At 71.6% G+C, this 13,968-nt stretch carries 6 protein-coding genes and 1 pseudogene; 5 read left to right on the plus strand and 2 right to left on the minus strand.

Going from position 1 to position 13,968, the window contains the following annotated elements; genetic code table 11:
- Window positions 1-26 precede the first annotated feature (26 nt).
- Both AC4BEG_RS31315 and AC4BEG_RS31320 read right to left on the minus strand, forming a co-directional pair.
- A complete protein-coding gene (locus tag AC4BEG_RS31315; protein ID WP_490703025.1) occupies window positions 27-2,390 on the minus strand; it encodes an arylsulfatase in 2,364 nt (787 codons plus the stop codon).
- 75 nt (window positions 2,391-2,465) lie between these two features.
- On the minus strand, window positions 2,466-3,122 hold the full coding sequence (locus tag AC4BEG_RS31320) for a TetR/AcrR family transcriptional regulator (protein ID WP_490703026.1): 657 nt from the start codon (window positions 3,120-3,122) through the stop codon (window positions 2,466-2,468).
- Between the two features lie 50 nt (window positions 3,123-3,172).
- Here AC4BEG_RS31320 and AC4BEG_RS31325 point away from each other — a divergent pair, with 50 nt between their 5' ends.
- The 5 genes and pseudogenes from AC4BEG_RS31325 to AC4BEG_RS31345 all read left to right on the plus strand — a co-directional run.
- The gene (locus AC4BEG_RS31325) at window positions 3,173-4,681 is read left to right on the plus strand and encodes a flavin-containing monooxygenase (RefSeq protein ID WP_490703027.1); all 1,509 of its coding nucleotides are present in this window, start codon (window positions 3,173-3,175) and stop codon (window positions 4,679-4,681) included.
- Between the two features lie 121 nt (window positions 4,682-4,802).
- Window positions 4,803-6,293, plus strand: coding sequence for a long-chain-fatty-acid--CoA ligase (locus AC4BEG_RS31330; RefSeq protein WP_490703028.1), 1,491 nt, complete (start codon window positions 4,803-4,805; stop codon window positions 6,291-6,293).
- A gap of 150 nt (window positions 6,294-6,443) precedes the next feature.
- Window positions 6,444-7,781 (plus strand): MFS transporter, encoded by a 1,338-nt coding sequence (locus AC4BEG_RS31335; protein ID WP_490703029.1) that lies wholly within the window; start codon window positions 6,444-6,446, stop codon window positions 7,779-7,781.
- Window positions 7,781-9,496, plus strand: a complete 1,716-nt coding sequence (locus AC4BEG_RS31340) for an aldehyde dehydrogenase family protein (RefSeq protein ID WP_490703030.1) — start codon at window positions 7,781-7,783, stop codon at window positions 9,494-9,496. The genes AC4BEG_RS31335 and AC4BEG_RS31340 overlap by 1 nt, the downstream gene beginning before the upstream one ends.
- Window positions 9,497-9,640: 144 nt before the next feature.
- A pseudogene (locus tag AC4BEG_RS31345) lies at window positions 9,641-13,930 on the plus strand (type I polyketide synthase); the annotation flags it as partial.
- Window positions 13,931-13,968: the final 38 nt, after the last annotated feature.

Below are 13,968 nucleotides of genomic sequence, written 5' to 3' on the forward strand. Positions count from 1 at the left end.
GCCCGGCGGCGTACCCGGTCCCGGGCTTACTGCCGGGCCATGGCGATGCGCCAGCGTTCCTCGATCGGGATCAGGTGCTCGGGGTTGTCGGCGGCGGCATCGACATCGATCTGCACCCAGCGGATGGACCCGGTGAAGTCGTTGTCGCGTACGGCGTACTCCGGTGTGACCGGGGAGCCGGTCTCGCGGCCGACGCAGGTCGCCTCGTCGGCGGAGAACAGCACCGGCTGGGTGGCCGGGACGGTGCCGCGGCCGACCTCGGCCCCGTCCAGGTGCAGCGTGACGGTGCCGCCCTTGGCCAGGCCCGGCCCGTCGTAGGCGAACTCCATGCGCACCTGGTGCTCCCCGGGCGGCAGTTCGGTGTCCCCGGCGACGTAGAAGCGTTGCAGGCCGACCAGGTTGTAGCAGTAGCGCAGTCGGCCCTCGTGGGCGTACAGGCTCCAGCCGCCGGCCATGCCGCCCTGCGAGACGATGACGCCGTCCGCGCCCTTGTCGGGGACGACGAGCTGCGCGGTGACGGCGTGACTGCGGTTCTTGATGTTGATGACCGAGTTCTCGTTGAGGTGCCCCATACCCGGGAACAGCACCTGGGTGCTGCCCTTGATCAGCTGCGGGCGGCCGGCCAGGGTGGCGTCGGCGCGTTCGAGGGCCCGGTCGTCCAGCGGCAGCACTCCGTGTCGGGTTGCCTCGATCAGCCACAGCCGCTGGAGCCGGTGCAGCATCTGCGGCTGGGTGGCGGCCAGGTCGCGGGACTGGGTCCAGTCGTCGGGGGCGTACAGCTCCCACACATCGTCGTCGAAGGCGACGGTTTGGGCGCCGACCAGCTGCCAGGGCGTGCGGTGCTTGGTGACCGCCGTCCAGCCGTGGTGGTAGATGCCGCGGTTGCCGGTGATCTCGAAGTACTGGGTCTGGTGGCGGTCCAGGGCTTCGGCGTCGGCGAAGGTGTAGCCGAGGCTTACGCCCTCGATCGGGGCCTGGGTGACGCCGTGGACGGTCACCGGCTCCGGCAGGCCGGCCGCTTCGAGGATGGTCGGCGCGACATCGATGACGTGGGCGAACTGCTGGCGCAGGCCACCGGCGGCGGTGATCCGGGCGGGCCAGTGCACAACGGCCGGGTTGCGGGTGCCGCCCCAGTGGGAGGCGACCTGCTTGGTCCATTGGTACGGCGTGCTCAGCGCGTGCGCCCAGCCGACGGCGTAGTGGTTGTAGGCACTGGGGGTGCCGAGGTCGTCGACCGTGGAGCGCAGGAACTCGGCGGTCTCCACGGCGCCGAGCCCATTGAAGTTGATCATCTCGTTGAAGCTGCCCTGCGCGGTGCCCTCGGCCGAGGCGCCGTTGTCGCCGACGATGTAGAAGATCAGCGTGTTGTCGAGCTGTTCCAGGTCGTCCAGGGTCTGCACGATCCGGCCGATGTGGTGGTCGGTGTGGGCCAGGAACCCGGCATAGACCTCCATCTGTCGTGCCAGCACGGGCTTGAGGTCGTCGGGCATGTCGTCCCAGTGCGGCACCTCGGGGTTGAAGGCGGTCAGCTCCGCGTCGGCGGGTATGACGCCCAGCGCCTTCTGCCGCTCGAAGACCTCCTCGCGCAGCGCGTCCCAGCCGGCGTCGAAGCGCCCGGCGTACTGGTCGGCCCACTCCCGGGGGGCATGGTGCGGAGCATGGGTGGCGCCCGGGGCGAAGTACATGAAGAACGGCCGGTCCGGCTGAAGGGCGTGCTGGCGGCGGATCCAGTCCACCGCGCGGTCGGCGAGGTCCTCGGTGAGGTGGTAGCCCTGCTCGGGGGTGCCCGGGGGCTCCACCGGGGTGGTGCCCTCGTACAGGGTGGGGTAGTACTGGCTGGTCTCGCCGCCGATGAAGCCGTAGAAGTACTCGAAGCCGCTGCCGGTGGGCCAGCGGTCGAACGGCCCGGCCGGGCTGGTCTCCCACACCGGGACCTCGTGGCACTTGCCCAGCTGCGCGGTGGCGTACCCGTTGAGGCGCAGCGTCTCGGCCAGCGTTGCCTTGGTGTTGGGCCGCACCGTGTGGTAGCCGGGCGCCGCGGTGGCCAGCTCGGTGATCGCGCCCATGCCCACCGAATGGTGGTTGCGGCCGGTCAGCAGCGCCTGCCGGGTCGGTGAGCACAGGGCGGTGGTGTGGAAGCGGTTGTAGCGCAGGCCGCCGTCGGCCAGCCGCTGCGCGACGGGGGTGTCCACGGGGCCGCCGAAGACACTGCTGGCGCCGAAGCCGACGTCGTCGAGCAGCACGATGACCACATTGGGCGCGCCCGCGGGCGGGCGCAGCGGCGTGATCGAAGTCTGGCGGTGGTCCGGGTCGTGCACGTCGTAGGCGATCGACCCGGTGTCGGGCCGGTCGGGTAGGGGCAGCACGGTGCGTGGCAGCTGGTCCGGCACGGTTCTCCTGCTCTCGGGGATGACGACGGCGCCGACTCCCGGTGCGGGGCTGCCGACGCCGTCGCGGGGGGTGGGTCAGGGCCGCAGTGCGGCCGTCAGATAGGCGGTCAATGCCGTGATGCCGTGGCTGACCCTCTGCGGGTCGGGCTCGTCGCCGTCACGGAAGGCGAATTCGATCACCCGGTCGCTCAGTTCGACCATCATCAGGAAGACCAGCGGATCGGTGTCGGGGCCGCTGAGCCCGGCCGCGGTGGCCAGTGCCTGGATACGGGCGGCGGTGCGATGGTGCTGGCGTAGCACTTCGTCGCGCACCGTCGGCGACACCCGTCCGCCGAGCCACAGCTTGCCGGCGTTGGGGTGGGCCAGGAAGTAGCGGACGTGGATGTCGAGTTCGTGCTCGACGAAGTCGTGCAGCGACGACGGGGTCCAGTCCTGCTCGGCCACGGCGACGAACTCCTGGAGCCGGACGAGGTGGCGCCGGACGAGTTCGTCGATGATCTGCTCCCGGTCGGCGAAGAACCGGTACAGCGAGGGCGCGGTGATCCCGGCGCGCTGGGCGACGGCCCTGGTGGTGACCGCGTCGACGCCGCCTTCGTCGATCAGGGCGGCCGCGGCATCCAGGATCTTCTCCACGGTCTCGCGGCTGCGCGCCTGCACCGGCTGACGTCGGCGCCGGTCCTGGTCACGACGCTCGGGCGGTTCTTGATTCGGAGTCTTGACGGCTGCTGACACGGGTGCGACTGTAACGCGACTCGCGTTAGCTTTCTAGGGAGTTCGCATACATGGCCGAGATAGAGCGGGTCGAACACCTGCGGGTTGTGGTCGTCGGTGCCGGGTTCGGCGGGCTGGCCGCCGCGCACGCGCTGCGGCGCCAGGGCGAGCAGTTCACCGTCCTGGAGCGGGCGGCCGAGGTCGGCGGGGTGTGGCGCGACAACACCTATCCCGGCTGCGCCTGCGACATCCCGTCGCATCTGTATTCGCTGTCGTTCGCGCCCAACCCCGACTGGACACAGTCGTTCTCCAAGCAGCCGGAGATCCACGACTATCTGCGCCGGACCGCACATGACCACGGGCTGCTGCCGCACATCCGGTTCAACACCGCACTGTTGAAGGCGGCTTGGGACGAGGACGCCCAGCGGTGGCGCATCGAGACCAGCGCCGGACCGCTCAGCGCCGATGTGCTCATCGACGCCAGCGGGCCGATCGCCGAACCGTCCACGCCGGAGCTGCCGGGCCTGTCCGGGTTCACCGGCGAGGTGTTCCACTCCGCCCGCTGGCGCGACGACATCGACCTGACCGGCCGCAACGTCGTGGTCATCGGCACCGGAGCGTCGGCGATCCAGTTCGTTCCCGTCATCCAGCCGACCGTCGGCAGGATGACGGTGGTGCAGCGCACCGCCCCCTGGGTCATCCCGCGCGGCGACCGCACCACCACCGGCTTCGAACGTGCCCTCTACCGGTACCTGCCGTGGACGCAACGCCTGGTCCGCGGCCGCCAGTACCTGCTGCGCGACCTGCTGCTCTGGCGCGTCATGGCGTCGTCACGGGCGCGCCGGGTGGCCACCAAGATCGCACTGCACCATATGCACCGGCAGATCACCGACCCGGAGCTGCGCCGCCGGCTCACCCCGGACTGGGAGATCGGCTGCAAACGCATCCTCATCTCCGACACCTGGTATCCGGCCCTGGTGGCACCCAACGTCGAGATCGCCGACGGCGTGGCCGAGGTGCGGGACCGGTCGATCGTCACCACCGACGGCCGCGAGCACCCCGCCGACGTGATCATCTTCGGTACCGGGTTCCACGTCACGGAGCCGCCGGTCGCCGAGCAGCTGCGCGGCCGTGACGGCCGCACCCTGGCCGAGTGCTGGAACGGCTCCCCGCACACCTACCTCGGCGTCACCGTCACCAACTTCCCGAACCTGTTCCGCCTGGGCGGTCCGGGCAGCGCCACCGGACACAACTCCCATGTGTTCCAGGAGGAATGCCAGGTCGGCTACACCATGGACGCCCTGCGCCTGATGCGCTCGCGCGGCATCACCAGCGTCGAGGTCCGCGCCGACGCGCAGGCCGACTACATCGCCGGCTATACGGAACGGCTGTCCGGCAAGGTCTGGTCGGTCGGCGGCTGCAAGAGCTTCTACCAGGACGCCACCGGCCAGGCCACCGTGAACTGGCCCGGCCCGACCATGGATTACCGCCGCGCCCTGCGCCGTTTCGACCCGGCCCCCTACAAGCTGCGCACGGTCGCCGCGACGGGCGCCGCCGCGACCGCATCGGAAACGATCTGAGGAAATCCCGCGCGGCAGCGTGCCGGACGGCCAGGGCCGGGCCGGCCGGTGGCCCGCGACCCGGTGCGGTTCGTCACCGGCACCCGCTGAGCCCGTCCGACACCACAGAGAGAAGATCGTCATGACCAACCTCGCCCGGAACCTGGCGGTCTCGGCCGCCCGCGACGGGAACGCGCCCGCGCTGCGCCTGGGTGACGCCGTCCTCACCTTCGCGCAGCTCGACGACGCCGCGGCGCGGGTGGCGCGGCTGCTGACGGATCGGGGTGTGCGGCCCGGCGACCGGGTCGGCCTGATGCTGCCCAACGTGTTGCAGTTCGCGGCCGCTTACTACGGCATCCTGCGCGCCGGCGCCGTCGTCGTGCCGATGAACGTGCTGCTCAAGTCCCGCGAGGTCGCGTTCTACCTCGGGGACTCCGAAGCCAGGCTCGTGCTGGCGTGGCACGGCTTCGCCGAGGACGCCACCGCGGGCGCGGCGGCTGCCGACGCCGCATGCCTGCTGGTCACCCCGGGCGAGTTCGAGAACCTGCTCGACGACACCACACCTCAGGAGATCGTCGACCGCGCCGACACCGACACCGCCGTCATCCTCTACACCTCCGGCACCACCGGTACCCCCAAGGGCGCCGAGCTCACCCACGCCAACCTGACCCACAACGCGCGGATCAGCATCGACCTGTTCCACCTGCGTGCAGGCGAGGTCGTGCTGGGGGCGCTGCCGCTGTTCCACTCATTCGGGCAGACCTGCGGCCTGAACGCGGCCGTGGCCGCCGGCGCGTGCCTGGCGATGGTGCCCCGGTTCGACGCCGACGCGGTGCTCGGCACCATCGCCGCGCACCAGGTCACCGTCTTCCAGGGCGTGCCCACGATGTACGTCGCCCTGCTCACGCATCCGGAGCGGGACACGTTCGACGTCGGCAGCCTGCGGGTGTGCGCCTCGGGTGGCGCCGCGCTGCCCGTGGAGGTGCTGCGCGGGTTCGAGGCCGCGTTCGGCTGCGTCGTCCTGGAGGGCTACGGGCTGTCGGAGACCTCTCCGGTGGCCTCGTTCAACCACCCCGGCCGCGAGCGCAAGCCCGGGTCGATCGGCACGCCCATCGCCGGGGTGGAGATGGCGCTGCGCGATGTCACCGACGGCGTCGGCGAGATCGTCATCCGAGGCGACAACGTCATGAAGGGCTACTGGCGCCGCCCGGACGCCACCGCCGAGGCCATCGACGCCGACGGCTGGTTCCGCTCCGGTGACCTCGCGCGCGTCGACGCCGACGGTTACTTCTTCATCGTCGACCGCAAGAAGGACCTGATCATCCGCGGTGGGTACAACGTGTACCCGCGCGAGATCGAGGAGCTGCTGTACGAACACCCGGCCGTACGCGAGGCCGCGGTCGTCGGCATCCCGCACCCGGAGTTCGGCGAGGAGATCTGCGCCGCGGTCGCGCTCAAGGACGGCGCCACCGCGGCCCCGGACGACCTGCGCGAGCACGTCAAGGCGCAGGCGGCGGCGTACAAGTACCCGCGCCACGTGTGGATTGTCGACGAGCTGCCCAAGACCTCCACGGGCAAGATCCTGCGCCGCGAGGTCCAGCCGCCTGCCGAGCTGCTGCCCGCCGCCGACTGACCGCGGCCGTCGGGGCCCTGCCGTCTGCCGCCTCTCGCCTGTCGCCTGCCGCGGGGAGAAGCGGCAGGCGGCCCCTCCCCGTCCCGTCCGCCAAGAACCTGCCACCGCGGCCGGCCCTGCCCCGCACTGCGATCCAGGAGACGACCTCCTATGCATGAAGCGTCCACCGCGGCCGCACCGCCCCCTGCCGGGCGGCCGGACGGCGACAGCCCCGACACCCCGCCCGTCAGCCGCCGCTACGCCTGGGGCGTCTTCGCGATGGCCTTCGCACTCATGGCCTTCGACTATCTCGACCGGCAGCTGATCGTGTCGATGTTCCCCCACCTCGAGCGGGAATGGGGCCTGAGCGACGCGCAGTTGGGCAGCCTCGTCTCCGCCGTCGCGGTGACCGTCGCGCTGGGCACGTTCCCCCTCGCGCTGCTGGTCGATCGGTGGAGCCGGGTGAAGAGCATCGCGCTGATGGGCAGCGTCTGGAGCCTGGCCACCATCGGGGCCGCGTTCACCCGCAACTACGGGCAGTTGCTCGCCGCCCGCACCGCCGTCGGCCTGGGCGAGGCCGGATACGCCCCGGCCGCCGGCGCACTGCTGAGCCGCATGTTCCCGCAGCGGCTGCGCGCCACCGTCTTCGGCGCCTTCCTGTCGGCCGCCTCACTGGGGTCGGTACTCGGCGTCGTGCTCGGCGGTGTCATCGCCGAGCACTGGGGCTGGCGCGCGGCGTTCGGCATCGTCGGCGTCCCCGGTCTGCTGCTGGCCCTGGCGTTCCTGCTGGTACGCGACTACCGCACGGTCGAGTTGCCGCGCCGGCACGGCACCGCGTCCAAGCCGGGTCCGCGGGCCCTGCTGGGCGAGCTGCTGCGCCCCCGCACCGCGGTGGCGGTCTACCTCGGCGGCGCCACCCAGACCGTGGTCGTGTCGGCCCTGAACGCGTGGCTGCCCAGCTACTTCCACCGCTATCTCGGCCTGCCCACCGACCAGGCGGCCGCCAGAGCGGGCATCTTCGTGCTGGCCGGCTTCCTCGGCGGGATCGTCACATCGGCCGCCGCCGACAGGTTCGCCCGACGCGACCCTCGCCTGCGCCTGCTGGTGCCCGCGTCCCTGTGCCTGATCAGCCTCGTCCTGCTGGTGACCGCGTTCGCCGCGATGGCGCCGGGCAGCGCGCAGCTGGCCGTCATCGTCATCGCCGGGTTCACCATCACCGCCACGTTCGGCGTCACCGGCTCGGTCCCCGTCGATGTCGTACACCCGTCGCTGCGCGCCACCGCGATGTCCATGGCCGCCCTGGTACAGAACCTGCTGGGGTTCGCCGTGGGCCCGCTGGTCCTCGGCGTCCTCTCCGACGCCTACGGCCTCAAGTCCGCCCTTGCCGTCATCCCCGTCTTCTGCGCCGCGGCCGCCTTCATGTTCTGGCGCGCCTCACGCCACTACGAACACGACCTCGCCCTCGCTGAAGCCGTGACCACCACCGACACCGACAGGGACGCCCACTGATGAGCCTCGACGCCGCCCTCAGCACACCGCTCGACCGGACCATCGCCGCCGTACGCGACGGCGAACGTGCCTGGGCCCGTGAACCCCTGACCACCCGCCGGGACCTGCTGCGCCGACTGCATGCCAACACCGCCACCCACGCCCAGGAGTGGGTACGCGTCGCCGCCGGCATCAAGCAACTCACGCAGGATTCACCGCTGCTGGGCGAGGAATGGATCAGCGGCCCCTGGTCCGTACTCGGCTATACCGCCGCGCTCGCCGAAACGCTGACCCGGCTCATCGACGGCCGTGACCCGCTCGACGGATTCCGGACCGGCACCGCACCCGGCGGCCGTCTCACCGTCGACGTGCTGCCCCACCACACCTTCGACCGCCTGTTGCTCAGCGGGTTCACAGCCCAGGTGTGGATGGAGCCCGGGGTCGGCGAAGCAGACACCCGCCGGCACGCCGGTCTCGGCCAGCGCACACCCGAGCAGACCGACGGCGTCGCCGTGGTCATGGGCGCGGGCAACATCACCTCGATCGCGCCCCTGGACGTGCTCTACCAGCTCTACGCCCACAACAGGGTGGTGCTGCTCAAGCTCAATCCGCTCACGGACGCGCTGGCCCCGGTGCTGCGCGCGGTGTTCGCCCCGTACATCGAGCGAGGCTACGTGCGCATCGTCACCGGCGGCGCCGACGTCGGCGAGTACCTGGTCACCCACCCCGGCGTCGACGCCGTACACCTCACCGGCAGCCAGGCCACCCACGACGCCATCGTCTGGGGCACCGGCCCCGCCGGCGCAGCGGCGGTGGCCGCGGGCACCCCGCGGCTCGACAAGCCCGTCACCAGCGAACTCGGCGGCGTCGCACCCACCATCGTCGTGCCCGGCCGCTGGTCGAGCGCGGACATCGCATTCCAGGCCGAGCACATCGCCACCCAGAAACTGCACAACGGCGGGCACAACTGCATCGCCTCGCAGATCGTCGTCATCAGCAGCGACTGGCCCCAGAAGCAGCAGTTCCGCACCGCGCTCCGCGAGGCACTCGCCGCCGCGCACAGCCGACCGGCCTGGTATCCCGGCTGCGACACCCGCGTCGCCACCGCGCGCGAACAGCACCCGCGGTTCGAGACCACCGGCGGCACCGCCGAACGCACCCTGCTGTGGGACCTCGACCCGCACGACAGCGGCGAGACGGCCTTCCACACCGAGTACTTCGCACCGGTCCTCGGCGTCGCCGAACTGCCCGGCACCGGTCAGGGCTTCCTCGACGCAGCGGTGGCCTTTGCCAACGAGCGGCTGCACGGCACGCTGGGCGCCAACATCATCATCGACACCGCCACCCGGCGGCGGTCGGGCGCGAGTCTCACCAACGCGATCGCCGAACTGCGCTACGGCACCGTCGGCGTCAACGCCTGGACGGGCGTCGGCTACCTCACCGCGCACGCAACATGGGGCGCCTTCCCGGGGCACCCGCTGGACAACATCGGCAGCGGCCGCGGCGTGGTGCACAACGCGCTGCTGCTGCACCGCCCGGAACGCACCGTCGTGTACGGGCCCTTCCGGCCACTGCCACGCTCGATCATGACCGGCGAGTTCAGCCTCTCACCGCGCCCGCCGTGGTTCGTCACGAACCGCACCGCGGCCACCACCGGCCGACGGCTGACCGCATTCGCCGCCCGCCCACGCTGGGCGGCACTACCTGGCATCTTCGCCTCCGCTCTACGTGGCTAGCGGTGGTGCGTTGTGCACCACGCCGCGGCCACAAGTGAATTCATTGCCAACGCGCTGTGTACCCAGCGCTAATGACGTACCAACCACATTGCGGCACGCTGGGGCGACGTTCGGCCGCCGGATAGAGAGAACAGGATGTCGACCGAAGAGGAGCCCACCGATCACCTCATGTCGGCGGGCGCTGACCCGCACAAGACGCGCCGACGCCTGGCCGAGGCCGAGGTCGACGACCGTGAGTCCATCGCCATCATCGGCATGAGCTGCCGTTACCCCGGCGGGGTGCGCACCCCCGGCGACCTGTGGAGGCTGGTGCGCTCCGGCGCGGACGGGATCGGTGATTTTCCGGACGGCCGCGGCTGGGATCCGGACCAGCTGTACAGCGAGGCCCCGGAAGGGGCCGGCACCTTCTCCACCCGGCACGGCGGCTTCCTGTATGACGCGGACCAGTTCGACGCCCCGTTCTTCGGGATCAGCCCGCGTGCGGCGACTGCCATGGACCCGCAGCACCGGCTGCTGCTGGAGGCATCCTGGGAGGCCCTCGAGGAGGCGTTCCTCGACCCGGCGGAACTGCGTGGCAGCGAGACCGGGGTCTTCGCCGGGATCAGGCACAGCGACGACGCGGCGCGACCGCACTGCCCACCGGAGGAGTACGGGCCGTTTCTGGGCGACGGCAGCGCGGCGAGTGCCGCCTCGGGTCGGGTCGCGTACGCGTTCGGGCTGCGCGGCCCCGCCGTCTCCATCGACACGGCGTGCTCGTCGTCGCTGGTGGCGCTGCATCTGGCGGTGCGGTCGCTGCGCGGTCGGGAGTGCGCGATGGCGCTGGCGGGGGGCGTGACGGTGCTGTCGACGCCAGATGTGTTCGTTGAGTTCAGCCGACAGCGCGGACTGGCCGCCGACGGACGGTGCAAACCATTCGCCGCGGCGGCCGACGGCACCGGATGCGGCGAGGGCGTTGGTGTACTCGTCCTGGAGCGGCTCTCCGACGCTCGCCGCAACGGCCATCCCGTGCTGGCGGTCGTACGCGGCTCGGCCGTCGACCAGGACGGCGCGAGCAACGGCCGCACCGCCCCGAACGGTCCCGCGCAGGAACGCGTCATCCGGCAGGCTCTCGCGGGCGCGGGCCTGACCGCCACGGACGTGGATGTGGTGGAGGCCCATGGAACGGGTACCACGCAGGGTGATCCGATCGAGGCGCAGGCGCTGCTGGCGACATACGGCCAGGAGCGGGACCCGGCCCGGCCGTTGTGGCTGGGCTCGTTGACGTCCAACATCGGGCACACCCAGGCCGCGGCCGGTGTCGCGGGCGTGATCAAGATGGTGCAGGCGATGCGGCACGGTGTGCTGCCCAGGACGCTGCACGTCGATGAACCCAGCCCGCATGTGGACTGGTCCTCCGGCGCCGTGTCACTGCTGACGGAGGCCATGCCGTGGCCGGAGCTGGACCGGCCGCGCCGCTCAGCTGTCTCCTCCTTCGGTATCAGCGGCGTCAACGCCCACGTCATCCTCGAACAAGCCCCGGAGGAGCAAGCCGCAGCGGAGGGCGGCGTGCATGCGGGGGAGGGGGAACAGGGCACCACGGCTGTCACGTTGCCCGCCGTGCCCTTGGTGCTCTCCGGGCGCGGCCGGGCGGCCCTCCGCTCCCAGGCGCGCAAGCTCCTGGACCACCTGCGGGACACCGGCGGCGAGGGCCGGGCCCCCGAGCTCGTCGATATCGCCCACTCACTGACGCTGCGAACCCCCTTCGACCACCGGGCGGTCGTCATCGCCGAGGGGCGGGAGAGCCTTGAACGGGGCCTCGCCGCTCTGGCCCGCGGTGAGAGCGGTGCGGGCGCGGTCGTCAGCGGAGGCCCGGACGGTGGGCGGCTCGGCTTTCTGTTCACCGGGCAGGGCAGCCAACGGCCGGGAATGGGGCGTGGGCTGAGCGAGGTCTTCCCGCTGTTCGCGGAGACCTTCACCCACCTGTGCGGGCGCTTCGACGCGTATCTGGAACACCCGCTGCACGACGTCGTCATGGCGCCGTCAGGCTCCGCCGAGGCCAGGCTCCTGGACGAGGCGCTGTATACGCACTGTGCGCTGTTCGCCCTGGAGATCGCCCTCTTCCGGCTCATGGACCGTATGGGGATCCGGCCCGACGTGGTCATGGGGCACTCCATCGGAGAACTCGCCGCCGCCCATGCCGCGGGCGTCTTCGGGCTCGATGACGCCGTCGCGCTGGTCGCCGCGCGAGGCAGGTGCATGCAGGCCGAGCCGAAGCCGCCGCGGGGCAGCCTTGCCGTCCACTCCCCGCACAGGGAGCATGCGGTCACTGAACTGCGCGCCGCTGCGGCCAAGGTGACGTACTCCGAGCCGGTCATCAACGTCGTGTCGCAGGTGACCGGGCGCCTCTCCGCCCCCGCCGACCTGATGTCGCCCGACTACTGGATCCAGCACCTCTCCGAGGCCGGGCGGTTCGACGACGGCGTACGCACCATGGAGGAGCAGGGCGTGCGGCTCTTCGTCGAGATCGGTCCGGACGCCGTCCTCACCTCCATGGCCCGTGACTGCCTCACCGAGGAACCGCTGCTGCTCACGCCCACGCTCCGCCGCGAACGGCCCGAGTGCCGCATGCCGCTGCGGGCCCTGGCCGAGGCATGGACGCACGGCCGGGGCGTGGACTGGAGGGCGCTGCTCGCCGGGTCCGGCGCACGGCGCGTCCCGCTTCCGCCGTACGCCTTCCAGCACCGAAGGTACTGGCTGTACAACACCGGTGCCGCGGGGGTGCCCGACCGGGCGGCGGTACCGGTCGGATCCATCGTCGACGACCAGGACTTCCGGGCCGCCCTGGGGCACGGCGACAAGCTGCGGGGCTGGTCCTACGGCTTCGAGTGGAAACGGCTGCCCGAGACCCGTACCGGTCTGCACGCCGCGGCCGCCGCTCACAGCGGGACCTGGCTCCTGGTGGAGCCGTACCGGTCCGCTGACGGAGAGCCCGCCGAAAGGTCAGCCGTCGAACGAGCCCTGACCACCGTCGGGTTGAGCGTCGTGAGCGTCCCGGTGCGGGCCGACGATACGGCGGACCGTATGGCCGAGCTGATCAAGTCGGCCCTGGCGGCGCAGCCCCCCGGCGCTCCTGTCGGCGTGCTGTCCTCGCTCGTGTTCGTCAGGGGCGCGCACCCCGAACACCCCGCCATCTCGTTGGGATTCGCCTTGACCGCGCAGCTGGTCGAGGCGCTGGAGGGCATCGGTGTACGCCTGCCACTCTGGTGCCTGACCCGCGGGGCCGTGGCCATCGGGCCGGATGAAGGGGCACACGATGTCACTCAGGGGCACATGTGGGGCCTGGGCCGCACGGTCTCGGCACACGCGCCCGGCACCTGGGGCGGGCTCATCGACCTGCCCGCCGCGTTCGACCAGGCCGTCGAGCAGGACGCGGGACCGGCAGCCGACGCCGCACCAGGAGACTGGGCCACCCACCTGATCCGCTTCCTGGCGGACCCGCGAGGCGAGGACGAGATCGCGGTCCGCGCTTCGGGCCGCTACAGTCGCCGTCTGGTCCGCGTTCCGTGGCCTGCCCAGCGGCCGACGGACGGTGTTTCTCCCACCGGAACCGTCCTGATCACGGGCGCCACCGGCACTGCCGGCCGACTCGCCGCCCTCGCCCTCGCCCGCGGTGGCGCACGGCGCTTGCTGCTCCTCGCGCCCGCGTACGAGGCGGCCGCGGCGGACGCGCTGGCCGCGGAACTCGCCGCACTGGGCGCGGCGGTGGAGGTCCGTTCTGCCGCACCGTACGACCGGCAGGCGCTCGCCGAGGTCCTCGCGGGGCTGGACGGCGACGCCTCACTGACCGCCGTCGTCCACACGGAGTGGTGCACCGATCAGGGGGGCTGGGGACTCACCGGTCTCGACGACGCCATCGCCGCGCTGCACAACCTCCAGGACATCACCCTGGACATCCCGTTGACGGCCTTCACGGTCTTCACCGGCTTCGACAGCCTCACCGGCGGGCGGGCGGCCTCGTGGGAGAGCATCGTGTACGCCGCCTGCGCCGAGACGCTCACCCGCTGTCGGCGCTCCCACGGGCTGCCCGCCACCCTCATCGCCTGGGGGCGCATGGCGCCGGAACCGGGGTCCGCTCGGCAAGCGGGGAGCGGTGCACCGGCCGACGGCGGCGCACCGGCCGTAGCCGTGGCGCCGCACGGCCTGCGCGGCATGGACCCGATACGTGCGCTTGCCTGCCTGCCGAACCTGGTCAGCACGCCGACAGATGCCGACCCCGCCACACCGGTCCTGGGCATCGCCGACGTGGACTGGGAGAGCAGGACCACCCACGACGGCAGGATCCGCTCCAACGCCCTCCACCGTGACCTGCCGGATGTCCGCGACCAGCCGGCAGCGGGTGGCGACGGCGATACGCCGGACGACGTCCTGCGCGCGCCCGTCGAACTCTGGTACTGACGCCAGCAGTTGACCGAGCCTGCCTCGCCTCGGCGTGA

The sequence above is a fragment of the Streptomyces sp. JLBJ103 genome (assembly GCF_058215575.1).